This is a genomic window from Helicobacteraceae bacterium, from assembly GCA_031258155.1.
GTDB lineage: Bacteria > Campylobacterota > Campylobacteria > Campylobacterales > SZUA-545 > JAIRNH01.
The window spans coordinates 1-24089 of the sequence record JAIRNH010000025.1 but is presented as its reverse complement, the minus strand read 5'-3'; the positions used below and the strand labels follow the sequence as shown (position 1 = coordinate 24089).

26 protein-coding genes are annotated in these 24089 nt (G+C 52.3%); 16 read left to right on the top strand and 10 right to left on the bottom strand.

From position 1 onward, the window contains the following. Positions 1-161: 161 nt before the first annotated feature. Complete coding sequence (locus LBF86_03765; protein ID MDR0664620.1) at positions 162-401, top strand: hypothetical protein; 240 nt, start codon at positions 162-164, stop codon at positions 399-401. Next, complete coding sequence (locus LBF86_03760) at positions 368-1282, top strand: ATP-dependent Clp protease proteolytic subunit (protein MDR0664619.1); 915 nt, start codon at positions 368-370, stop codon at positions 1280-1282. The genes LBF86_03765 and LBF86_03760 overlap by 34 nt, the downstream gene beginning before the upstream one ends. Positions 1283-1405: 123 nt before the next feature. On the opposite strand, the gene LBF86_03755 is transcribed toward LBF86_03760, so the two are convergent. From LBF86_03755 to LBF86_03715, 9 genes are read right to left on the bottom strand one after another with little or no spacing between them, the layout of a single operon-like run. Beyond that, the gene (locus LBF86_03755; GenBank protein ID MDR0664618.1) at positions 1406-3319 is read right to left on the bottom strand and encodes a hypothetical protein; all 1914 of its coding nucleotides are present in this window, start codon (positions 3317-3319) and stop codon (positions 1406-1408) included. An 11-nt stretch (positions 3320-3330) separates the two neighbouring features. Continuing rightward, positions 3331-3765 carry a hypothetical protein gene (locus LBF86_03750; GenBank protein ID MDR0664617.1) on the bottom strand — a complete coding sequence of 145 codons (435 nt, stop codon included), beginning with the start codon at positions 3763-3765 and terminating at the stop codon, positions 3331-3333. 11 nt (positions 3766-3776) lie between these two features. Next, positions 3777-4391 carry a hypothetical protein gene (locus LBF86_03745; GenBank protein MDR0664616.1) on the bottom strand — a complete coding sequence of 205 codons (615 nt, stop codon included), beginning with the start codon at positions 4389-4391 and terminating at the stop codon, positions 3777-3779. A 21-nt stretch (positions 4392-4412) separates the two neighbouring features. After that, the gene (locus LBF86_03740; GenBank protein ID MDR0664615.1) at positions 4413-4733 is read right to left on the bottom strand and encodes a hypothetical protein; all 321 of its coding nucleotides are present in this window, start codon (positions 4731-4733) and stop codon (positions 4413-4415) included. Between the two features lies 1 nt (position 4734). Beyond that, positions 4735-5106, bottom strand: coding sequence for a hypothetical protein (locus LBF86_03735; GenBank protein ID MDR0664614.1), 372 nt, complete (start codon positions 5104-5106; stop codon positions 4735-4737). A 3-nt stretch (positions 5107-5109) separates the two neighbouring features. After that, the gene (locus LBF86_03730) at positions 5110-6237 is read right to left on the bottom strand and encodes a DUF4043 family protein (GenBank protein MDR0664613.1); all 1128 of its coding nucleotides are present in this window, start codon (positions 6235-6237) and stop codon (positions 5110-5112) included. A gap of 17 nt (positions 6238-6254) precedes the next feature. Then, positions 6255-6509 carry a hypothetical protein gene (locus tag LBF86_03725; protein MDR0664612.1) on the bottom strand — a complete coding sequence of 85 codons (255 nt, stop codon included), beginning with the start codon at positions 6507-6509 and terminating at the stop codon, positions 6255-6257. Further along, entirely contained in the window at positions 6509-6739 is a 231-nt protein-coding gene (locus LBF86_03720; protein ID MDR0664611.1) for a hypothetical protein, read from the bottom strand. Before LBF86_03720 ends, LBF86_03725 begins: the two co-directional genes overlap by 1 nt. Further along, positions 6739-7356, bottom strand: coding sequence for a hypothetical protein (locus LBF86_03715; GenBank protein ID MDR0664610.1), 618 nt, complete (start codon positions 7354-7356; stop codon positions 6739-6741). The genes LBF86_03720 and LBF86_03715 overlap by 1 nt, the downstream gene beginning before the upstream one ends. A 649-nt stretch (positions 7357-8005) precedes the next feature. Between LBF86_03715 and LBF86_03710 the strand changes: the two genes are divergently transcribed. From LBF86_03710 to LBF86_03690, 5 genes are all read left to right on the top strand, one after another. Further along, the gene (locus LBF86_03710) at positions 8006-12298 is read left to right on the top strand and encodes a 2-hydroxyacyl-CoA dehydratase (protein ID MDR0664609.1); all 4293 of its coding nucleotides are present in this window, start codon (positions 8006-8008) and stop codon (positions 12296-12298) included. Between the two features lie 64 nt (positions 12299-12362). Beyond that, the gene (locus LBF86_03705; protein ID MDR0664608.1) at positions 12363-12926 is read left to right on the top strand and encodes a manganese efflux pump MntP family protein; all 564 of its coding nucleotides are present in this window, start codon (positions 12363-12365) and stop codon (positions 12924-12926) included. Between the two features lie 81 nt (positions 12927-13007). Beyond that, the gene (locus tag LBF86_03700; protein MDR0664607.1) at positions 13008-13433 is read left to right on the top strand and encodes a hypothetical protein; all 426 of its coding nucleotides are present in this window, start codon (positions 13008-13010) and stop codon (positions 13431-13433) included. Between the two features lie 98 nt (positions 13434-13531). Next, entirely contained in the window at positions 13532-13915 is a 384-nt protein-coding gene (locus tag LBF86_03695) for a rhodanese-like domain-containing protein (GenBank protein ID MDR0664606.1), read from the top strand. A 415-nt stretch (positions 13916-14330) separates the two neighbouring features. Then, positions 14331-14474 carry a hypothetical protein gene (locus LBF86_03690; GenBank protein ID MDR0664605.1) on the top strand — a complete coding sequence of 48 codons (144 nt, stop codon included), beginning with the start codon at positions 14331-14333 and terminating at the stop codon, positions 14472-14474. A 130-nt stretch (positions 14475-14604) separates the two neighbouring features. Here LBF86_03690 and LBF86_03685 read toward each other — a convergent pair whose 3' ends face one another. Continuing rightward, positions 14605-15036, bottom strand: coding sequence for a type II secretion system GspH family protein (locus LBF86_03685; GenBank protein MDR0664604.1), 432 nt, complete (start codon positions 15034-15036; stop codon positions 14605-14607). A 144-nt stretch (positions 15037-15180) separates the two neighbouring features. Here LBF86_03685 and maf point away from each other — a divergent pair, with 144 nt between their 5' ends. From maf to LBF86_03640, 9 genes are all read left to right on the top strand, one after another. Continuing rightward, the gene (gene maf / locus LBF86_03680) at positions 15181-15735 is read left to right on the top strand and encodes a septum formation inhibitor Maf (GenBank protein MDR0664603.1); all 555 of its coding nucleotides are present in this window, start codon (positions 15181-15183) and stop codon (positions 15733-15735) included. 114 nt (positions 15736-15849) lie between these two features. Further along, complete coding sequence (locus tag LBF86_03675) at positions 15850-16305, top strand: hypothetical protein (GenBank protein ID MDR0664602.1); 456 nt, start codon at positions 15850-15852, stop codon at positions 16303-16305. An 81-nt stretch (positions 16306-16386) separates the two neighbouring features. Beyond that, entirely contained in the window at positions 16387-16731 is a 345-nt protein-coding gene (locus tag LBF86_03670) for a hypothetical protein (GenBank protein ID MDR0664601.1), read from the top strand. Positions 16732-16802: 71 nt separating this feature from the next. Beyond that, on the top strand, positions 16803-17903 hold the full coding sequence (gene pseC, locus LBF86_03665; GenBank protein ID MDR0664600.1) for a UDP-4-amino-4,6-dideoxy-N-acetyl-beta-L-altrosamine transaminase: 1101 nt from the start codon (positions 16803-16805) through the stop codon (positions 17901-17903). A gap of 315 nt (positions 17904-18218) precedes the next feature. After that, positions 18219-19403, top strand: a complete 1185-nt coding sequence (locus tag LBF86_03660) for a TolC family protein (GenBank protein ID MDR0664599.1) — start codon at positions 18219-18221, stop codon at positions 19401-19403. Beyond that, positions 19400-20629: an efflux RND transporter periplasmic adaptor subunit gene (locus LBF86_03655; GenBank protein ID MDR0664598.1), complete on the top strand. Its 1230-nt coding sequence runs from the start codon at positions 19400-19402 to the stop codon at positions 20627-20629. The genes LBF86_03660 and LBF86_03655 overlap by 4 nt, the downstream gene beginning before the upstream one ends. Then, positions 20626-21297, top strand: coding sequence for an ABC transporter ATP-binding protein (locus LBF86_03650; protein MDR0664597.1), 672 nt, complete (start codon positions 20626-20628; stop codon positions 21295-21297). Before LBF86_03655 ends, LBF86_03650 begins: the two co-directional genes overlap by 4 nt. Then, positions 21294-22502, top strand: coding sequence for an ABC transporter permease (locus tag LBF86_03645; GenBank protein MDR0664596.1), 1209 nt, complete (start codon positions 21294-21296; stop codon positions 22500-22502). Before LBF86_03650 ends, LBF86_03645 begins: the two co-directional genes overlap by 4 nt. Before the next feature lie 135 nt (positions 22503-22637). Further along, positions 22638-23624 carry a hypothetical protein gene (locus LBF86_03640; protein ID MDR0664595.1) on the top strand — a complete coding sequence of 329 codons (987 nt, stop codon included), beginning with the start codon at positions 22638-22640 and terminating at the stop codon, positions 23622-23624. The last annotated feature ends 465 nt before the right edge of the window (positions 23625-24089 follow it).

Sequence of the window (24089 nt, the reverse complement as noted above, 5' to 3'; positions counted from 1 at the left end):
TTTGCCAAATGCGAGACGCGAAAAATAGGGGTCAAAATCACAAAAAGAAACGAAAGCGCCGATTTCAAAGTGAAAAAGCGCCATAATAATGGCGATATGTACGCGGAATGTTTGTTGCTACAGACGCATATTCTTGACCTAACAAAGAAAAGGAGCAAAACATGTATAATACGAAAAGCGCCCCTTTGGCGATGGGAATAGGTGAAATTGAACGCATATATAAAACTTTCGGCGGTTCTCGATCGCCGCAAGAAAGCATACCGGCAAAGCAGGGCGCCGATAGAGGCGACTGGCTAAAGAAGCCGCAAGGTATTCGCATAGGCGTTTACACGAATCAGTTTTCTGAGGAAAGTAAAACGAGCAAGCAATGCCAAGCTCAACCGAAATCCTCGACGAAATAAAACGCGCGATCGACGGCAAAAACAACCCGGTTGATATAGTTAGACGCAAGTATCTTAAGAAGTTACGCGATCTAAGAGATAGAAACGTAATCGTTTATTATTCCGCTTGGCTGCAAAGAACGGAGCAATACGCCGATAGTAGCATTAACGATAACGATATATACGCTTTAATGTCTTGTCTATATAGTATTGATAAAAAGCAAGGTCTTGACTTAATCCTGCATACTCCGGGCGGAAATGTTGCGGCGGCGGAAGCGATTGGAAGTTATCTGCGAAAACAATTCGGCGACGATATCGTCGTTATAGTTCCTCAATTGGCTATGTCGGCGGGAACAATGATCGCCTGCGCCGCTAAAGAAATAATAATGGGCGCGCATTCAAGTTTGGGTCCTATCGACCCGCATTTTAACGGCGTGTCCGCGCACGGTATTATAACCGAGTTTGAACGAGCCAAAAAAGACGTTAGTGATAATCCGTTATACGCGCAAGTTTGGTCTCCTATCTTATCAAAATATCCGCCCGCTTTCGTTGGCGAGTGCGAAAACGCTATGCTTTGGGCAAGAGAGATCGCCTATGAATGGCTTATAAGCGGCATGTTTAAGGCGGACGCAAACGCAAGCGATAAGGCAAAGAAAATTGTCGGCGAACTTTCCGACCATAATGAAACAAAATCCCACTCAAGACACATCGATTTTGATAAATGCTCCGATATGGGATTAAAGATAACGAAACTTGAAGGAGGCGAAAAGCGAGATTTGCAAGATATTGTTCTATCTATTTATCACGCTTATAATCATACGGCGGCGGCATTTACAAATATATTAAAAATAATCGAAAACCATAACGCTCAAACGTCCGTAACCTTCAAACAAGGCGCTTAGTTAGGGGAATCGTTGAAAGGCGTTTTGGGGGGTAAAAAGCACAGAGGGTCGAGCTTGCGCCCGACCCTCCGCATGAGGCATCCACCTCGAACACAATGGGTATATTACCTAATTCAACCTTTATCAAAAACTAAAATATCTCTGAAAATCAAACGACGCTTGAAACGGATTCGTAGCCGCTCCGTAATCAAAGCTAACGCTGCTTGCCGAGTTTATCGCGTCGTAGGTAGGCGGAATGGATTCGGGAGCGTCCGCGCCGCTAAGCGACTCTAGCGCGTTGTAGGCGTTGTAGAGTTTCGCGCCCGCTACGGCTACTTCCCACGCCAATCCCAATACGCTTCCCATCGCCCCTAGTTGCGTCAAAGCGATAATCGCCGTATATGCGCTGTAGGCGGCGATGGCGACTACGACGACGATAATCACAAATCGAAAAAACGTCTCCCAAAAACCCCTGCTTGGCGGATCGTCGCTTACGTCGATATGGATTAACTGAAGCCAATGCCTACAAAACCAGACTTTACAATTCAGTCCGTTACCTAAAGCGTCCCACGCCCATACGGTTTTAATAAACCAACGATCGAACTCCGAGACGAGCCCCCCATCGCCGCCGCTTACCAGCTTATCCTTACCTACGATTATCGCGACGCGCCAATTGGTTATAACGATTATTGAACCTATTATTCCGCTTTGCAAAGAGCAGTAGAGCAGATATTCGCCTTTCTCCAACGTAAGCGCGACCTTATTGGGATTGGTTTGATGTATATCCGCTCTGGTCTCTTTTGTTACAAAGCCGCTTGAAGCGTAGGTAGGAACGGCGTTATACGCGGGCGCTAATTCCGCGCTCTCGAATATATTATTGTCGTAGCTATCAAAATCGACCTCTTCCGAGCCGATAATCATCTCTACGCCGAGCTTATTATAATCGTTGTAATCGTAACCCTTGATAACGCTATCGTCGATTATGTCTATAAACGCGCCCGTATATGCCGTTACGTCCGCTTGGTCTTCTTTGTCCCAACGGTATCGCCAATCCCATCGAAATTCAAATTTGTATGTCGGCGGATATGTCGAATTATCCCAATAACCCGTCCATTCGTTGGTATATCTGTATTTATAACTCCAATACTCTATCTTGCCGTTTATTATTCGATAGCGATCTCCATAGGCAATATCGCCTATTACATTGCCGTGTCCCGCCCAATCGTATTTAGGAGCGTCGCCGAAATACAAATAGCCGTCGTAAGATTTCAACGTCATTTTACCGCTAGCGGTTACGATAGCCCACAAGCCTCTGCCTAGATCAAAGAAAATTTTTTCGCCGTCGCCAAGCGCCCAATCTTGACTATTGCCGTCTATATCGCAACGATAAGCGTTTCTTGGGCGCAAAAACAACTCGCCGACGACCCCGTCGCTATAAGCGTAAGCGTAACTATTATCGACAACATTTTTTACGCTAACGGTAAAACTTCTACCCGCGCCCGATCCTATCATCGGTAGCTCGTCGTCGTCGCCAATCCCAATTTCGCCCGCGCCGATTGTCGCCGCGCCGATAGCGTTGTTAGTATTAAACGCAACCGCCCAAGTAACGCTCCCGTCGCTCCAAACGCAACGCAATAATCCGCCTATAATGTCCGATGCGACGGCGCGCCAATTAACCTTATCGCAATACCTAATAACGTTTCCCGCGGCGAAACGACTATCGATCGCCGAGATATTACTAACCGTTTCGGCGCGGCATTGACCCTCTACGGGGAAAAAGTATGCGCTTTCACCGCTAACGTTCGGCGCGGGCGTTAAGCTATTATCCCAAATCGTTATCGTTTTTCTAGTAGAGCCGCCGCAGAAATACTCGCGCCAAGCGTTTGGAACGCGGACGACTTTATTCGACAAATCCGCGTACGTTAGGTTCTTCGTTCTGCCTTTTCTTAGCCACTGATCGTGGCAAATATCATAATTTTGCCCGCTCGACTTCGCCTCGTCTCTATTACCGCGAGCGACGGCTTCAAATACGCCGCCCTTGCCGACAATCAGATTCATTGGAATCACGGCTACTGCCAATTGATAATATGGTCTTTATTAACGATAGATTTGCAAAGCTCTTTCATGTTGTTTGCTATGGCGTTAGTCATTATGTTGTTGTTAGCCGCGAGCGCCGCGTAGTTGGCATATACCGTCGCCGCTTGAACTCTAAGATTGTTCTCAAATCCTTCCGCGTGCGCGCGCGCGTTTGCGGCTTGCGCTAACGACGCTTGAACCTGCGCGTTTTTAAGCTCTATATCCATCGCGGCGCTTATCGCCTTTTCCAATATCCCAAGTCCAAACGCCTGTTCAAATTGCGCTATTAGTTTCGCTTTTTCGGCTGGGGGAATAGCAAGCTCTTTTAGCCCTCTGGTAAAAGCGGCGCGCGAATTGGTTATAACGATCGAGGCGTTAGCGCGGGACGCGATTAGCTCCGCGTCGTCCATCAAAGTAGCGGCGGTCATTTTCTAGCTCCTTAGCAAATAATTTGTTTGGTCGATAGGTTTTTGCCTATCAATAGAGGTCGTAGCTTAGCTCTGACGTTGGCTAATTTCATCTGATACAGCTCCGTCCATAGCTTGATTTCGTTTAACGGCTTCTCGCCTTGATAGCGCTCTTTTAATTGCATAACGCAGTATGCGATTAAGAGATCGCTCATCGACGAAGCGATTGGAACGTTTTCGTGTAGATCGCCAATCTGCGCGAAAGTAATATACTCGATTGTATAGCGCAAAGGTAAAGCGCTCGCGTTGACGGGCGGGTCTAGTTGTAGTAACGGCGGCGTTGGTAGCGTCTTGATAAAAAATCCGTCGATAACAATCGAGCGTTCGTCTGGCTTATAATTCGCGGATTTAATCTCTAGTTTTTTATCGTTTAGCCGCGCCTCGATAATCGACAAAAACCGATCTGGAAGCGCGGTTTGCCCGTCCTCGTTAGCGTCGAACTCGTAGGTTTCGCGCCAATAGGATAGCTCGCGCCCAAGCTCTAGCAATCCCAGATTGAGCGCGTCTAGTATTTCGCCGTCGCTTATCTCGCCTTCGCTATCGTTTAGCTTGCGGCGCAATAAGGCGGCGTAGTCAAATCCCGTCATTTTCGCGTCGATTTAGTCGCGTTAGCTCTCGCTCGCGGCTATCGTTTTGTTTTCGCCAACAGCGTCCGTTTCGTTCGGCGTTTCGGTTTGCTCTTGTCCGTCTGGCGTTTCTCCTTCGGCTTGATCAGGCGTTTTCTTTTTCGCTTTGGATTTTGGCGCGAATTTAAGATCGCCCTCTACCAGATCAAACAGATTGCGCCGAAGGATAAGCGCGGCGTTAGCGCGTTCAATTAGCGCGTAATCGCCGCTATTGAGCGTAACGCCTACGCGCCCGACGCGCAACGTATAGCTTGTTTGTCCGCGATAGCGTAAAACGACGATATTAGGCGCAAACACAGCCATCTTAGTAGTCCGCTTGGCGTTTTGTCGGCAACGCGTAAATCGCGCCGACCGTCAGCTCGCCCGCGCTCGGAGCGGCGGAGGCGGCGATCTTGCCCCAGATTTCGCCGCTCGCGCTTACTGGAGCGCCGACGGGCGCGAACGTTCCGCCGATCGCCGTAATCGCGGAAGCGGCTTGATATTCAGCCGTCGATCCGCTCGCGCCCAGCGCCAACGTAGGAGACGTGCCGTTAAACGCGACTTGAACGTTGCGCGTTAAGCCGACGATTACCGCGCCTTCGGGCAGCTTAAAAAGCAGTTTCGGCGTTCCCGAATCCGAAAAGGTCAGCTTGTCGCTCGTCGCGAATCTTAGTTCGCTTTCGTAAATCTTCGCCATCAATTACTCCTTGCTGCTAACGACGGCGATAACGCCGTAGTCTTTGTTATGATAGACGCTTTGCTTTTCGGCGGGCGTCTCTCCAAGCCAATGCGCCTTGGCAAAACCAATACCTCTGTCGATGCCGACGCGGGTCTTTCTGCCAAGGTCGTCGTCGTGATCCTCGTAATACCGAAATCCGTCGTCTTGCGGCATTAAGCCAGCCGTCGCGCCCAAAAACAGCCCTATCTCCGTAACGCGTCCGGTCGCGCCCGCGTAAGAGCTAAAGCTGGTCGTGCCTTCGATTGTGGTGAAAGACGAATCGCTTGTTAAAACGCCCGCGCTTACCGAACTCCACGTATCCCAATCGACGACCGTAACGCCGTTATACGCCCCGATTTCGCCCGTAAAAATAGGGTTGCTCGCGCCGCGCTCGGCGGCTTCGGATTGCGCGGCGATCCAGACGGGATCGTTACGCAGTTGCGCGGCTTGATTAGAGCCGATTAACAATACCCAGCGGCGTTGGTATATCTCGATACCCGCGGGATTTTTGCCAAGCTTGACGCTAACGGGACGCACGCGCGGGTGCGGGTTTCCCGCGCCGTCTTTGCCTTCGCGCGCGCGCTGAACCAATTTATCGATAGTCGCCGTCGTAAGAATATCGCCCGCCGCTATAGTAGCCGTCGCGTTGGCGGCTTTTACGCCGTTTGAGGCGTCGCACGCGGCGATATTGGTGCAATCTTTTGTCAGCGCGACAATCAGGCGGCGGTCGGTCTGCGTAGCCGCCCAATCCTCGAGCGCAGGTTTGCTCTCCGCGCGAAAGGAAGCGATCGCTCTCTCTTCAAGCGCGCGCGTATTGGAGCGCAAGCTGTTGCCGAAAATCTGAAACGGCACGGCTTGATACAAATATTGAATCGTATCCTCGTTCGCCGAAAAGTCCGTGTTGCTTTCAACGCCCGCGCCAAGTAGCGGAGCGCGCAATCCCAAAAGCGACTGCTTGCCCTTGCCGGCGCTCGACTCCTCGAGTTTGGTTTTGATGATAGCGTCGTCGCCCGCGCCGATAAAAGAGCGCAGAAAGCTCTTATAAGCGCTTGCGGCGGTAATCTCGCGCCCGTATTTTATCCTTTCGGAAGGGTCTAGGTTGATTGGCATTTTCTCTCCTTTTCTTGTTATTTAACGCCGAGCGTTTTTAGATACTCGTCGTCGCCGATCCCGTCGATAAGCTCTTTTTGCTTGTCGATAAGTTTCAAGGCTCTTTCAAGCCGCTTCTTGTCGTCATAGACCGCTTTGGCTTCGAGCAAAGCTCTTGCGTCGCGCTCGATCTCCCACGATTTCTCTCTGGTTTCCTCTTTAGGCTCGTTTGCGGCGGCTTCCTCTGTAGCGATTGTTTTTGCCGCGCCGTCGATAATTAAGATTTCAGGCATTAGCGCACTCCCTGTATCTTCTCGCGGGAGCAAAGCCCCCGCTTCGACCAAAAGCTCCGCTCTTGGAACTCGCGCTCGCTTTCGTCGCTAATCGCTCCGCTACCCGCTCGCCTACGCGATACCTCCGCTCCTTCGGAGCTTCGGGCGGGCGCAAGCGCCCTATCGCTTCGCGGCGCTTCGCGCTTGGCTACCGCTTTATGTCCGCCGTCGATAATTAAGATTTCAGGCATTAGCGCACTCCCAACGCTTTAAGATACTCGTCCTCTACGGGCGCGACTTCGCTGGGCGCGCCGCCCGCGCCTAAATCTTGACTAGGCGGCAAAGCGGGAGCTTTGTCAGCCGCCGTTTTGCTCGCGCCGCCCGTCATAGCGCCATATACGTATTCGAACGCGCTCAAATAGTCGGGTTGCGCGTTAAGCTCCGCTAACTGCTTGCCCGTCAAATTACCTTCTTTAACGTAAGCGTTAAGCTCGTCGAGATTAACCTCCGGATGCGCGCTTAAAAACTCTTGGCGCGCCGCTTCTATTTCGCTCTGATCGTTTAACGCGCCGACCTCTTGTCTTAAAGCGTTAAGCTCCTCCTCGCTCGCGCCTAGCCTTTCAGCCTTAAACGCCTCTTTTTTCGCTTCGATCGCTTTGGCGAAGGCGGTTGGATCGTCGTCGAAACGAAGCTCTAGCTCTTCGGGCGTTAATTGATTTGCCAAATCGCTATAAAACTCCTCGTCAAGCGATTGTCCCAACTGCCCAAACTCGCCCTCGAGAATCTTTAGCCGCTCCCGTTTTTCGGCGAGCAGCTGATTTAGATCGGGCTTTTGAGCGCTGGCGGCGGGTTGTTTATTCTCGTCCATCTAAAAACCTCCTTTTAACGGAGGCAATTTACGTTTTTTCGAGCGCGAAAAATAGGGGTCAGAATTATTTTTTACGGTTTTTGCGGAAAAACGGGGTAAAATGTCATATGAGGGTATTTCGACGATTACTTACGCAAACGAGGCGATTAGTTTAATCACGCGACTATACATAGTCTTGCCAGCTTTCTTTTTTGTTGGTTTCTGTTGGCGGCGTTTGCGGTTTTGGCTCGTCAGAGTCCTCTTCTTCGCCGTAGTAAAGTTTTCTCTGCGGAGGCGGATTATTCGGATTTACTATCCTGCCTTCCCCTCTGCCCCGCGATGGCGTATTTGCGTTTGCCCCAACGCCGGCGTTAGTGGTCGAGCCTCGATCTGCGTCTGGACGCGCCGCCGAAAACAACGATTTTGTCGTTTCTTAATGCGTTTTGCGCTATAAAGCGACATATCTTTACCAAAAGGAGCTTTGTATGCGTTCGTTTAGTTCGCTCTCTAGCGCGACTTTTGCTTTAGCCGCTAGCGCCCCCCCCCCCCCCTCGTTTTTAGCCTATTAACCGCGCCGCCATCAATTGCGCCAACGAATAACGGGTCGGTTCAAATAATAATTATTATATTATTGAACGCCATTAAAAAAATTAGCGTAGAGATTTGAGCTATGAAAATAGAAAAAATAAACGACGATATATATCGCGTGGGAATCGACGTAGGCTCGACGACCGTCAAAGCCGTAGCGTTGAATCTGCGCGGCGAAATCGCGTTCAAATCTTATTTGCGCCACCATTCAGAGGTGCGCGAAACGACGGCGCGGAGCGTGGAGGAACTATGCAAAAGCGGCGCGTTGGCGCCAGATGCCAAACTCGCCGTAACGATAACGGGATCGGGCGGCGTGGGCGTAGCCGAGCTTTTGGGTTTTGGATTTGTTCAAGAGGTGATCGCCTGCGCTAAAGCGATCGAAACCTTCGCGCCGCATACCGACGTAGCAATCGAGCTTGGCGGCGAGGACGCGAAAATCACCTTTTTAACAAACGGCGTAGAGCAACGAATGAACGGATCGTGCGCGGGCGGCACGGGCGCGTTTATCGATCAGATGGCGACGCTGCTTAAAACCGACGCGGCGGGGCTAAACGAGCTGGCAAGCCGCGCGGAGAATATCTACCCGATCGCCGCGCGTTGCGGCGTGTTCGCCAAAACCGACGTTCAGCCGCTCCTAAACGAGGGCGCTCCGCGCGAGGATATAGCGCTATCGACCTTGCAAGCGGTCGCGCACCAAACGATCAGCGGGCTTGCCTGCGGACGCAAAATTCGCGGAAACGTCGCGTTTTTGGGCGGTCCGCTTAACTTCCTGCCGGAGCTTAAAAAGCGTTTTATTGAAACCTTGCAACTACAGCCCGAAAACGTCGTGGCGACGCAAGATAGCGAGCTTTTTGTGGCGATCGGCGCGGCTTTATATAGCGATCTAAACAAGACGCTCGCGCTTTCGCAAGTAGCCGCCGCGTTCAAACGGCTTACAATCTCCGCCGCGTCGAATATAAGCGCTCTTAGAGCGCTCTTCGCGGACGAGCGAGAAAAAGCCGAGTTTGACGCGCGCCACAGCCGCGCTAAAGCCAAACGCGCCAATCTGTCCGATTACGTCGGAGCGGCGTTTTTGGGTATCGATGGCGGCTCTACCACCACAAAAGCGGTTTTGATCGGCGAAAACAACGAGCTGTTATTCTCGCATTACGGCGGCAACGAGGGCGATCCGATCAAAGCGGTAGGGGCAATCTTGGAAAAGGTCTATTCGCTGCTGCCGCGTAACGTAACAATCGCCGCCTCTTCCGTAACGGGCTACGGCGAAGCGCTGATTCGCGAAGCGTTTAAGCTGGACTTCTCCGAAGTTGAAACGATCGCTCACTACAAAGCCGCCGAATACTTTTTGCCGGGCGTGGATTTTATTCTCGATATTGGCGGGCAGGATATGAAATGCCTGCGCGTCAAAGACGGCGTAATCGACAATATACTGCTAAACGAGGCTTGCTCTTCGGGCTGCGGGTCGTTTCTGGAGACCTTCGCGCAGTCGGTTCAAACGCCGATCGCCGACTTCGCGGCGGCGGCGCTAAAGTCGCGCGCGCCTTCCGATCTAGGCTCGCGTTGCACGGTGTTTATGAATTCCAGCGTAAAACAGGCGCAAAAGGAGGGCGCGTCGATCGCGGATATTTCGGCGGGTCTCTCATACGCCGTGATCAAAAACGCGCTAATTAAGGTTATCAAGATCAAAAGCTCCGAAGAGCTGGGCGAAAAGATCATCGTTCAGGGCGGCACGTTCTATAACGACGCGGTTTTGCGCGCCTTCGAGCTTATCTCCGGACGCGAGGCTGTGCGACCCGATATAGCGGGGTTGATGGGCGCGTTTGGATCGGCGCTGATCGCCAAAGAGCGCTGGAAAGGCGTAGAAATCGGCGCGATGTTGCCCGTCGAGGAGCTGGCGAGTTTCGACGTTAAGCGCTCTATGGCGCGGTGCGGTTTATGCGCCAACTCCTGCTCTTTGACCGTCAATCGCTTTTCGGACGGGCGAAGGTTTATTTCCGGCAACCGTTGCGATCGCGGCGCGGGCAAATCCAAGAAGGAAAACGACGAGATCGACCTATACGCATACAAATACAAGCGGATTTTCGACTACGAACCGCGCGGGAACGCGCCGCTTGGCGTTATCGGTATTCCGCGCGCGCTCAATATCTACGAGAACTATCCGCTTTGGCATACCTTTTTGACCGAACTTGGCTACGAGGTCAGAGTATCCGCGCACTCGTCTAAAGCGCTGTTAGAGCAAGGCTTGGACACGCTGGCGTCCGATACGGTTTGCTACCCCGCTAAGCTGGTGCATGGGCATATCGTCGATCTGATAAAAAACGGCGTTAAAACCATTTTCTACCCGTGCGTCATATACGAGAAAAAGGAGTTTGGCGACGCGCACAATCACTTTAACTGCCCCGTCGTAACGTCGTATCCAGAACTTGTTCGCAACAATATCGACCGCTTGAAAGAGAGCGGCGTTAGCTTGATTCAACCGTTTTTATCGCTAGAGGATAAAGGCAAGTTGGCAAAACAGCTTTCGCGCGCTTTTCCTAAAATTTCAGGTTTTAGAATCCGCCGCGCGCTTAATCTAGCGTGGAGCGAGCAGGAAAAGGCAAGGCGCGACATAGCCCAAAAAGGCGAGGAGGTTATCGCCTATCTAAAATCGAGCGGCAAGCGCGGCGTGGTCTTGTGCGGGCGACCGTATCATATTGATCCGGAGATTCATCACGGCATACCGCAGATTATTACCTCGCTCGGCATGGCGGTATTAACAGAAGACTCTATCGCCCATCTTGGCAAGCTGGACGCGCCGCTTCGCGTCGTCGATCAATGGACGTATCATTCGCGGCTCTACCGCGCCGCCGCTTTTAGCGCGACTAGCGAGGCGATCGACGTTATTCATCTCAACTCGTTTGGGTGCGGGCTGGATTCAATCGTCTCCGATCAGGTTCAAGAGATACTATCGTTAAGCGGCAAAATATATACGGCGATCAAAATCGACGAAGGCTCGAATCTGGGCGCGGCGCGCATTCGCATTCGCTCGCTCAAAGCGGCGTTGAACGAACGCGGCGGGAGGGAGCAAAACTACGCGGGGCTTAGCGCCTCCAAATACAAGCGCGTTCCTTTCACCGAAGCGATGAAAGAGGACTATACGATTATCGCGCCGCAGATGTCGCCTATGCATTTTCAGTTTTTGGACTCCGTGTTCCGCGCGGGCGGTTACAAGTTTAAGCTGCTAGAAGAGATCGCGCCGCAGACGATCGATTGGGGTTTAAGATATGTGAATAACGACGCTTGCTATCCCTCGATTATGGTGGTGGGACAGGTGATCGAGGCGATGAAATCGGGCGAATACGATCCCAATAAAACCGCCGTAATGATCTCGCAAACGGGCGGCGGCTGCCGCGCCACCAACTATATCGCTTATTTGAGGAAGGCGCTTGTCGATAGCGGTTTTCCAAACGTGCCGGTCGTCTCGTTTAACGCGGTGGGCATGGAAAAAAACGACGGCTTTAAGATCGGCGGCAAATTTTTGCACCGCGTAATGATGGGCATAGTCTATGGCGATCTGCTGTCGAACGTCCTCTTTCGCGTCCGCCCGTATGAGAAGATCGCCGGGTCCGCCGAAGCGCTCTATCAAAAATGGGTTCCAATATGCCAAGAGTCCGTCTATGACGGCGAGATGAAAACCTTCAGAAAGAATATCCACGAAATTGTCCGCGAGTTTGACGCGCTGGAGTTGGCGGGCGAACGCAGACCGCGAGTGGGATTGGTGGGCGAAATACTGGTGAAGTTTCACCCGGGCGCCAACAACGACGTAGTAAAGATTATCGAGCGCGAAGGCGGCGAAGCGGTTATGCCCGGACTCATGGACTTTCTGCTCTATTGCGCCTACGATTACGACTTCAACCGCCGTTTTCTGTCGCGTAGCCGCCTAGCGGCGCTCGCGGCTAACGCGGCGATTAAAGCTATGGAGTTTTACCGCAAAGATATGAAACGGGCGTTAAAGAGAAGCGAGCGGTTTGATCCGCCCTCGTCGATTGATCGTATCGCGTTTGGCGCCGCGCCGTTTTTGTCGCGCGGCAATCAAACGGGCGAAGGATGGTTTTTGACGGGCGAGATGGTCGAGCTGATCGAATCGGGCGCGCCCAATATCGTCTGCATGCAGCCGTTTGCCTGCCTGCCTAACCATATTGTGGGAAAAGGCGTAATCAAGGCGCTCAAAGAGAGCTATCCAAACGCCAATATCACCGCGATTGATTACGATCCGGGCGCGTCGGAAGTAAATCAGTTGAACCGAATTAAGCTGATGATGTCCGCCGCCCTAAAAAACGCAGCTAAAGAGGGAAAAACGGGCGACGACGTTAGTTTGTTTTCGGAGCATTTCGCGTGAAGGTCTGCGCGCCGACAAACGTTAGCGCCGTTCGCGGCGCGGCGTTTAGTTTTGGAGCCGCCTGTTGTTAGAAATATGGATCGCGCGCGTATTGATCGCGCTTAGTCTTTCGATGGACGCGCTGGCGGTGTCGATAGGCGCGGGGATAAGCGGCAAAGACCTTAACCGCTTTTACGCTCTGCGAGCGTCGCTCGCCTTCGGCTTTTTTCAGTTTCTTATGCCCTGTATCGGCTGGTTTCTCGGCGCGTCGTTTTTGTCGTATATCGCGGCGTTTGATCACTGGGCGGCGTTTATTCTGCTGTTTGCGATAGGCGCTAAGATGATTATCGACGGAGCGCGCGGCGGCGGGCGTTCGGGCGCTTCAAATATATTGAGTTTCAAGGCGCTGATCGTCGTTTCCGTCGCCACTAGCATCGACGCGCTGGCGGTCGGCGTTACGCTTAGCGTGATCGACGATAACGTTTTGATCGCGGCGCTCGTCTTTGGCGTTATTACGTTTATCGCGTCGTTCGCCGGTTTTGAATTTGGCAAAAAGGCGGGCGCGAAATTTGAAAGCGGCGCGTTGATCGTCGGCGGACTGGTTCTTATTGGCGTCGGCGTAAAAACGCTTTTCGATCACATGGGCTAAAATGGCGGCTTCAAATAAATTACGCCGCTCTTTTAAGGATACAAGCGAAATAATTGCGTTTAACAAAAGCAAGGAGCGACAATGCAATCAGTTCTTAAAGCGGCGCTTTGTATCGGCGTAGCCGCCCAAATTTTATCGGCGGGCGATACGCTAGTCGATTCCGGAAGTTTAGACGGCTATACCAAATACGCCGTCTTCTCTTTTTACGGCAAAAGAGCGTCTGACGGCGAAGCGAGCGACGCTTCTTTGCGTCAAACGGAAGAGCAAAGCTCGCCGACAAGCGAAGCGGCTACGCAAAGCGACGCCGGTTTGGCGAGCGACGAAACCGCCGCGCCTTCCGAAGACGAAACGCTCGCGCTAGAGGAGGAAGACGGAACGGAAGAACCGGCGATCGACGCGGAACCCCAAGCGTCGTCAACGCAAGAGCAACCGGCGGCTAAGCAAGAGCAAAGTCAATTTTACGGCGGTTATAGCGAAGAAGAAGATTGCGGCGATTATTGCAAATAACGATTATCGTTTAGCCGCTTACAAAAACCGTAAAACGTCCGTTCTGGTTACTAAGATCGAGATTGTTTATAAGAGCGCCGCACAGAGAAAGCGCGGTTATGAACGCGAAGAAATTTAGTTTATTATCGGAGCAAAAGACAATCGACGTCGCTACGCTTGAAGCGCTTTTGTCGGCGAGAGCGACGGGCGAAGCGGATTTTGTTTTGATCGACACGCGGGAAAAATACGAGCGTATGCGCTGTTACATCGACGGGACGGACGTCGTTTTACACGCGAGCGGCTTTTACCCAAAGGTTAAAAAACTTAAAGACAAAGAACGCCTCTATATCCTGTATTGCTCCAACGGCTCAAGAAGCGCGTTAAGCGCGCAGACTATGCGCGAACTCGGTTATACGCGCGTCCTTAACCTTTCGAGAGGAATAAACGCCTGTAACGCCTCCGCCGTTATCGCCTATGGCGATTCGCGCCCGATTCGGCTTTGATTCTCATTTAGGATCGCGCGGGAGTCCGAACAACCGCGCTCTGTTCAACAAGCCAAACGCGACGCGACAAACGCGTAAAACGCGGCTTCTAAACCCACCAAAACCGCGCCGCGAATAACTTCATTTTCACGCCCTCTTTGTTATTCACGCGAAGCGCCCGCTTGCTTGCGAACGCAGGCGCGCAAGAAATTCGGTAATCCATAAAACAAGGTTAAAAAATCTACGCAATACATACGCTTATATTATGATTGCTTTAATAAAGATGGATTCCCGCTTTCGCGGAACGACAAAAAGACGAATGTTTTCGCGGGTATGACACGGACTTTTCGCGCCTTCGGCGTATTTGGATACCCGCCTTCGATTACGGGCGGAAGCCGCCCTATCGCTTTTCGCGGGTATGACGAGAGGGGGCGGTATGGCGCGGGTTGAAATATGGACGGCGTTTGGTTTGCCGTTTGACGGCTTTGTCGCGTTGAGACATAAAAAGATAAACAAAACGCGACTTAACGGAAAATTAAGAATGAAGCCGTTTGCGGTATGTAGGTTTATTGGCTTTTAAGTCGCGTTTCGCGATCGCGTTGCGGCGTTTGGTTTTGCCTAAAAGGCATTTGCGCTCCGAAAGCCGCTTTTGTTTGCGTCTTATATTCAATACGGCGGCGGTTTATTTCGCGCGCTTAATCAAAGACGCTCTATTCGCGTTCTATCGCGTAGATTCTGCCCTCTAAGCCGCTTGCGCCGACGGTTCTCGCGATAATCCCAAAGCTGGGCATTTGCGCAATTTCATAACCCTCCGCTACGATCTCGTAACGATCGACAATCTCTTCGGCGTATAGAACCGATCGCTCTCGCAAATAGCTCTTTAAGCCGTCGTGATCGATAACATAAGCGCCGCCGAGCATGCTCTCCAGCGTCCGCTCGGTATTGTGAAAATCCTTTTTGCCGTGCAACGCGGCGATCGACAGCGGCGCGGACAGCGCCTCTCGCTTTTTGATCTGATCGGGCAGCTTTGAGCTCTGCAATCCAATATTCAAAACCGCGATCGCGGCTATCGACGCGATCAGCGTAGCGATCACAACCTCTAGCAGCGTAAAACCTCTCGCAAACCGTTCTTTTTCGCGCATTGCCGGATCATATCAAAACGCGGATATTAAGCGTTCAAAAAGCCCTAAGATCTTCGCGCTCGCCGATTATATAAATTAAGCGGCGCTAGACTTAGCGCGGTTAAAGGAGTTTTAGACTATGCGATTTAATCGCGCGATCGCCGTATGACGTTGATTCTCGCTTCGGCTTCGCCCTCTAGAGCCGCGCTGTTGACAGCCGCCGGCGTAGCGTTTGAAAGCCGTCCGAGCGATTTTGACGAAGAGAGCTTAGGCGATTCGCCCCCTTTTGAGTTTGTCTATCGCGCCGCGACCGGCAAAGCGGCGAACGCGATCGCGCGTTTTGGCGAAGCGCGCTCTATTATCGCGGCGGACACGGCGGTCTGCGTCCAAAACAGGCTATTAAGAAAAGCGCGCGATCGCGAAGACGCGAAAGAAAAGTTGTTGTTACAAAGCGGAAACGACGTTTCAATCGTTACCTGCTCGGTTTTTCATTCGCCGTCTAAAGAGTTGATCGACATTAGTCAAACGCGTTATCAATTCGCGCGCTTCGACGAAGCCGACCTGGAGCGCTATTTAGACGACGGCGATTGGCGCGGCAAAGCGGGCGCGATTATGGTCGAGAGCTTCGCGAAGCCGTATATAATTTCGCGTAGCGGCTATACGAGTTGCGCTATGGGATTGACGATCGAGGTCGTTTTGCCTTTTATAACGCGGCGCTAAGCGCGATCTCCTCTTGCCGACTTTTTCGCGCGCGCCGTCTCCGTAAAAACTGCTCGTCAAATTTTGGCGCGGTTTTTGCTTGAAAAAACAAACATAAACGAAGAAACGGATCCTTTGGAAGAAGCAGGCTTATCGCTATTGCTAATCGCGCTTGGCGCGGCGTTGATTATAACGGTGATCGTCATCTTATGGCAGCTCAGATCGCGTTTTGGCGGCGGCGTAGAGCCGATCGAAAGCGACGAACGCCCCCAATCAAAGGCAAAAGAAACAAAACAAGAAACGATCAATCGGCGCAAATCGGGCGCGTTGATTGTGGCTGGCAAACGATTCGCTTTTAGCTACGACGAATCGAAAGAAGAGGACGTAAAACGATTGATCAACCTGATCAAAAGCTCGCTCGCGCTACTTAAAGAGAGCAAATATCCAGATATTGTTTTTTCCAGAGCGCGAGAGTGCGAAGGGCTGATCGTGAAGCTAAAAGGGATCACGGGGCTAGACGAAATCGCCATAGGCGAAATCGTGGATTGCTTCAAGGAATACGTCGATAAACTCTCGCGTTCGCTCGGCTGATCAAAAGCCGCGAGAACGCTTTTTGCATCTGCCTAGCAAATACGATATAATATACCCATAACGTCCAAAAAAAGGGTGAAGATGAGGTGCATGCTACTCGCGCTCGTATTGGCGACGGCGTTATTTTCCGACGTTCGAACGCTGTATAGGCAATGTCAAATTTGCCATGGAAAATACGCTGAAAAACCGATGGGATCAAGAACCGCTCCCGGAGCGCTAACCAAAGATCAAATATCTTACGCTCTTACAAGGTATAGGGAAAACTATCAAACCTCTTCCGGCAACGCAAAAATTATGTCCACCAACGTAAGGCGTTTTACGGATCAGGACATTGAAGATATGGCGAACTATATTAAAGAGCTACAAGCGCAACGACAGGCGGAGATAGAAGCGCAAGCCGAAGAGAAGCTCAGAAATCTTGAATAGAGGTCGCGCCCTATCAAAACGCGCGTTTCGTTGACGCGCGCCGCGATTATTAAAGAGGTTAAAGTTGCGCGATGTACTTGGATCGTTACGCTTCGCAAATAATAGACAATAACGACGTAAAAAAGGTTTGCGCCGCGCTGAACAGCGGCGTTTTGACGCAAGGCGCGGCGATCGACGCGTTTGAAAACGCGCTGCGCGACTATACCGGCGCAAAATACGCGATTGCGGTATCGAGCGCGACGGCTGGATTGCATTGCGCTTACTTAGCCGCCGGTTTAAGCCCGCTCGACGAGATTATCGTTCCCGCGATCACCTTCGTAGCCACCGCCAACGCCGCTCTCTACTGCGGCGCTACGCCCGTTTTCGCGGATATAACGTTTGAAAACGGGCTAATCGATCCGCGCTCCGTAGAAGCGCTAATCACCACCAAAACCAAAGCGATCGCGCCTATGCACTACGCCGGCAACCTTTGCGATATGGAGACGATAAACGCGATCGCCGCGCGGCATAACCTCGTCGTGATCGAGGACGCGGCGCACGCGATCGGCAGCTTTGACGCGGCGAATAAGAGCGCGGGGAGGTTCGGCGATGCAGGCGTTTTTAGCTTCCATCCCGTCAAACCGATCACGACCGGCGAAGGCGGCGCGATCGTAACGGACAATCCTGAGACGGCTAAAAAGCTACGGCTTTTGCGATCGCACGGGATCGAGCGCGGCGATCTGTGGGAACAGGATATGGTCGCGCTTGGCTTCAATTATAGAATTAGCGATATTAACTGCGCGTTAGGCGTTTCGCAGCTAACGAAACTCGACGATACGATCAGGCGGCGCGAGGATCTCGCCGCGTTTTACGATCAGGCGTTCGCCAAAACGGAGCGAATCAGACCGCTAAAAACGTCGCAAAAAAGGCGTAGCCGCCATCTCTATCCCGTTTTACTTGATCGCTCGATCGACAAGGCAAAACTGTTCGTCGCGCTGCGCGAAAAAGGGATAGGCGCGCAGACGCATTACAAACCGATATATCGCCACTCTTTTTATCGTTCGTTATCGCCCGATCAAAAGCCGCTGCCAAACGCGGAGGCGTTTTACGAGGCGGCGCTTTCCATTCCGTGCCACGCCGCGCTAAGCGACGACGAGGTCGCGCGCGTAATCGAAACGCTTAAAACGTTTTAACGCGCCTCGCGCCGATCGGCGGCGGTTTTTTAGGTCAAATTTTCATTCCGCGTAATTTGCGGATTTTGCGGCGAGAGTTCCAAATCGATACCGCAATTTCATTTTGCCCGCGCAAGAAACGGCTTTGATCTCTCTATCGCGAGCGGCGGTCGGCGTAAAATTAAATTTAAATATACGTTTCGTTTTCACGCAAACTTCACCGCGCGCGGTAACAATGCTCCATCTTTTAGCCGAAGGCAGAAATATGGATTGGAAAATGTTTGTCGCGCCGCTTAGGTTTATAGCCGTCTATTTGACGACGGAAAAGCTAGGGCGATGAGGCGCGGGGGGGTTGGCGCCGCTTTATTGCTGCTCGGCGCAAACGCCTTCGCGCTGGATATTTCGCATTTAAGCGACGATATTCAAAGCGCGATCGCGCACAAGGAGGCGGCGATCGAAGCCGCGCGCAAACGGCAGAAATACGACTTTGTGGGAGACGTAAGCCTAAGCGGATCGGTAACGGAAAGCAAAAACTCGAACGTCTCCGACTGGAGCAGAAGCGAATCGGTTAGCGCGAACTTTAGTCAGGATATTTTCAAATCGGGCGGCATTATCGCCTCGATCGACAACGCCGAACTATCGGCTAGGGCGGCGCGCCTTCAACTGATTTCGGAGCGCAACGGCTACCTGCAAAGCCTAGCGACGCTGCTTTTGCAGTTGAAGCAAGATCAAATTCGCCTTCGACAAAACGACCTAAACATTAAAAATGCCGAGATCGCGCTGCTGATCAAACAGAGGCAATACGAGGCGGGCGAAGCCGATATTACCCAGCTAAACGACGCGCTTCAAACCAAAAACAACCTGCAAAAAACGCGCCTAGAGCTACAAAATCAAAATCTTTCGCGCCTTGAAGAGATCGCGAAACTGACGCCGTTAAGAGCCGAAACAATCCCGCTCGCGCCGTTTGCGCAAATCGACCAAGAGGAGTATGTCGAAAACTCTATCTCGGCGAAACTCGCCAAAATCCAAAGCCAGACGGCGCGGGTTCAGCAAACGATAACGGTTAGCTCCTATCTGCCCGCCATAAGCGCTCGCGCGAGCGTAAGCCGCTCTTACAGCGAATCTCCCGATCGCGACTCGTATAGCTACGGGCTGTCGCTCTCCATGCCTTTGAGCGTTACGGAGGGGTGGGCGATCGAGGAGAAAAAGCTAGAGGCGCTTAGAACCAAATCGCAGGAGCGGACGACGATCGAGGACGTCAAGCGCGCCTACGCCCAAAGCAAAAGCGCGATCGAAACCACGCAAAAAAGCATAGAGGTCTCCAAAGACAATATCGCGCTTTACGACTCGCTTATCAACATAACGCGCGCGCAGGCGCAAAGCGGATCGGTTAGCCGATTTGATCTCCAAACGCTGGAAAACTCCCGCGCGAGCGATCGGCTGGAGATAGAATCCAATCAGATAGCCATTCAGATCGAGTTGGCAAAATTATATTACGCAATCGACAAGGAGACGCAATGAACAGAACGGTGCAGATCGATTCTCTTGGCGCGCGAAGCGGCAAAAAGAGATATATCGCCGCTTTTTCGGCGCTGATCGCCATTGTGGCGATCGTAGCATGGTTTATTTTTTTCAATAACGGCGACGCGCAGCCGCAATATGTTACCGCGCCGATCAAAAGACAGGATTTGCGGGTAACGGTTCAGGCTACGGGCAATTTAGAGCCGCTTCGCACCGTAACGGTCGGCATAGAGGTTTCGGGAACGCTTAGAGAGGTGCTAGTAGATTACAACGATCCCGTCAAAGCGGGGCAGATACTAGCGCGGTTGGATACGGTTAAGCTCGAAAGCTCGCTGAATAGCTCGCGCGCCAAACTCAAAGTCGCGCGGGCGAATCTGCTTTCAAACGAGGCGGCGGCAAACGAGGCGAAACTCCAACTAAACCGATTGCGTCAGGTGTTTGCAAGCACAAATGGCGCTTACCCCTCGCAAAAGGAGATGGATAGCGCCAAAGCCGCCTTTGATCGCGCCGCCGCCTCTCTAAGCGCCTCCAAAGCGCAGCTAGAGCAAGCCGAAGCGGACGTTTTAACGGACGAGGAGAACCTAAAAAAAGCGGTCGCCGTCTCGCCTATCGAAGGCATCGTGCTAACCCGCGAAGTCGACGTCGGGCAAACCGTCGCCGCGTCTATGCAAACTCCGACGCTATTTACCATTGCGGAAGATTTGAAAAAAATGCAGGTGATTGTGGCGATAGACGAAGCCGACGTGGGCGAAGTCAAAGACGGACAGCTCGTAACCTTCAGAGTGAACGCCTATCCAAACCGCGAGTTCAACGGCTCCGTCTCTCAGGTGCGGCTTGGCAGTCAGATCACGAGCGGCGTAGTTACCTATAACGCCGTCGTTTTAGTCGATAACTCCGACGGGCTATTGCGCCCCGGAATGACCGCGCAGGCTTCGATCGTAACCAATCAAGCCTCGAACGCGCTGGTGGTTCCAAACGCCGCTTTTCGTTTTACGCCCCCCATACAACGAAACGCCAATATGTTTAGCGTCTCCAATCGTCCGCCAAACGCGAGACCGACGGGCGAACGACTTCAGGGCGATAGGATATTCCTGCTCGAAAACGGCGCTCCCAAAATGACGCGGGTAAAACGCGGCGACACCGACGGCGCGGTTACCGTGATCGAGGGCGAAGGGATAGACGAAAACGCGCTTGTTATAACCTCTATTAGGCAAACGGCGCAATGATTGAGTTTAGACGAGTCGGGCGCGTATATGGCAGAGGCGAAGGCGAGGCGATCGCGCTAAAGGGCGTGGATATGAAGATCGACGAGGGCGAGTTTGCCGCTATTATGGGACCCTCCGGAAGCGGCAAATCCACCTCGATGAACATTATCGGCTGCCTCGATTCGCCCTCTAGCGGCGAATATCTCTTTGGCGGCTTAAGCGTGGGCGCTCTTAGCCGCGACAAAAAAGCTATGCTTAGAAGACAGTATATAGGCTTTATCTTTCAGGGTTTTAACCTGCTTGGACGCACCACCGCGCGCGAGAATGTGGAGCTGCCGCTAATATATCGCGGCATGAAAGCCGCCGAGCGCCGAAAGATCGCGCTGGAGGCGTTGGAGCAGGTGGGACTAGCGCGTTTTGAAAGCCATACGCCAGCCGAGCTTAGCGGCGGTCAGCAGCAGCGCGTGGCGATCGCGCGGGCGATCGTAACCAAGCCGCTGGCTTTGCTCGCCGACGAGCCGACGGGAAACCTCGATAGCGCGCGAAGCGTCGAGGTGATGGAGCTGCTGCAAAGTTTTAACCGCGATCGCGGCGTTACGATCGTGATGGTTACGCACGAAGAGGAGATGGCGAAATACGCGCGGAGGATTATACGCTTCCGCGACGGCGAGATCGAGGAGCGCAAATGATACTGAACGCCTTTTTGCTGGCGATTAGAGAAATTCGGCGCAATCTGCTTAGATCGTTTCTCACCGCGCTTGGCGTGGTGATCGGCGTGGCGAGCGTGATCGCTATGGTGATGCTGGGCGACGGGGCGACGCGATCTATTACCGACGGGTTGTCCAAACTTGGAACGAATATGCTGATTTTGCAACCCGGTCAAGAGCGCAGAACGCCCGGCATGGACAACAACGCGCCGCCGTTTAAGGCGAGCGACATAGAGGCGATCCGAAGCGATATAGCGGGGATCAGAGCCGCCGCGCCCGTCTCTACGCGAAGCCTAACCGCCGTTTTTGGCGCAAACGCCTATATCACCACCATAACGGGAACGGAAAACGGCTATATGGAGGCTAGAGATTGGGCGTTAAGTTCGGGCAGGGTATTCGAGCCGAGCGAGCAGCGAAGCGGCTCGTCGTCGTGCATTCTAGGCGAAACGACGCGCAAGGCGCTTTTTGGCGAGGCGAGCCCCATAGGATCGCTGGTGCGCCTAGATCGCTTCTCGTGCGAGGTGATAGGCGTTTTGGAGAGTAAAGGCGCGTCCACCTTTGGAATGGATCAAGACGATCTGATTATTATCCCGATCGCGCTCTTTCAAAGGCGCATAAGCGGCAACGGCGATATTCGCAACGTCTATCTTTCGATCGATCCGTCGGCGAACTCCGAAACGATCAAAGCGGATATAAACAGCCTGCTTAGAGAGCGGCGCAAACTGCGAGCCGAACAGACGGACAACTTCTTTATCCGCGACACCAAAGAGCTGATGAACGCCTACGCCGAAACCACAAAAACGCTTACCTATCTGCTCGGCGGCGTGGCGGCTATCAGTCTGCTTGTCGGCGGAATAGGAATTATGAATATTATGCTTGTCTCCGTAACGGAGCGCACGCGCGAGATCGGCATTCGTTTGGCGATCGGCGCGCTTGAAAGCGAAGTTTTAACGCAGTTTCTAGTGGAAGCGGTAACGCTCTCGTCGCTCGGCGGTTTAACGGGGATCGCGCTTGGGCTGATCGCGGCGTATTTCGTTACGGGCGCGTTTGGCATTCCATACGTGTATAATCAGACCATCATCGCGATAAGTTTTGGATTTTCGGCGCTGGTGGGCGTGGTGTTCGGCTACTTTCCCGCGCGAAAAGCCGCTATGCTAGACCCGATCGAAGCGTTGCGGCACGAATGACGCCTTTTTCTCGCCGCGAGCGGCTACCTCGCGGCATAAACCGCTTGCCCTATAAGAAACGCGCAAAAGCGATCGGCGCGATATGTTAGCGCTCGCGCTTGTGGTAAAATCATAACAAAAATCAAAGAGACAAAAATGGACTCCGAGTTTATATCGATCGCGCAAAGGCTGGCGTCCGAACGGGGCAAAAACATTCTGCTCGATCCAACAAAATGCAAAGCGTTTTTAAACGACTACGCAAAGGGCGGATTTGAGCGAGAGCGGCGCTTGCTGATGATCGCGATCGAGACGGGAGCGCCAAAAAAGATCGCAAACGCAATCGATCTAGCCGCTTGCAAGAAAACTCAGATTAAGCGTTTGAAAGAGGAGCGTTGTATAAATGAGACGGCGGCTTGCGAAATCGTCGATCTATTAGCGTCTCTCCTGCGCGGCGATAATAACCAATCGATCGCAACGCCGCAAAATCGGCGCCGGCCTTTATCTTATCGGCGAAACGGCGCGGGCGTATTAAAAATTAGCGCGAGAGGCGATCACTTCATCGCTCTAACAGGCGACGGCAGGATCTACGTCGCGGGATATAACGAGCAAGGTCAATTAGGTTTAGGCGATAATACCAATCGCTTGCGCTTTACCGAAGTTCTAGATTTACGCGGCGTTATCGCTATCTCCGCGGGAAGCGATCACTCCGTCGCCCTAACGGACGACGGCAGGGTATATGTCGCGGGAAATAACTACTATGGTCGGCTAGGTTTAGGCGATAATACCAATCGCTTGCGCTTTACCGAAGTTCCGGATTTACGCGGCGTTATCGCTATCTCTGCGGGAAGTTATCACTCCCTTGCCCTAACGGACGACGGCAGGGTATATGTCGCGGGAAATAACAAGCAGGGTCAATTAGGTTTAGGCGACGACGATCATCGAGCGAGTTTTACCGAAGTTATAGATTTACGCGGCGTTATCGCTATCTCTGCGGGAAGCGATCACTCCGTCGCTCTAACAGGCGACGGCAAAGTTTATGTCGCTGGAAATAACAAGCAAGGTCAATTAGGTTTAGGCGATAAAACTGATCGCGCGAACTTTACCGAAGCGTCGATTTTCCAAAGCGCGACCGGCTCGATATGATCGCGATCGAGCGGGCAAAAGCGCGATAAACTACAAGAAATAGCCGTTCGCAGTTTTTCAGAAACCCGCGCCGCTAGTTAGCGTAAAAGGTATCTTGAACTAGGTCTTTAATGCCGCGAGCGGTTGATCTTGTATATAAAGAGGTCGGCGTTTTTATCGCCATATAATAAAAGGCGCTTTCAAAAACAACGCATAATGCGACAAAGGTTAAGCCAAGAGCGATATTTAGTAATTTCGGCAGACGTAAAAGCGGCAAACAAAACCGATAGAAACTTGCCAAACCCGCGCGGCTTGGCGCTTGTCGGCAATATCAACATTGTTTAATACGCGCGTTTGCTGTATCGGGAGCGTTATGCAAAAGAGGATCGAGGCGATCGCGATTTTACCCGAAAGCGCCGCTAAAGGGGAGAAAATGGCGTCTATCTACCTCTTGCACGGCTACGGAATGGATCCAAAATCGTGGCT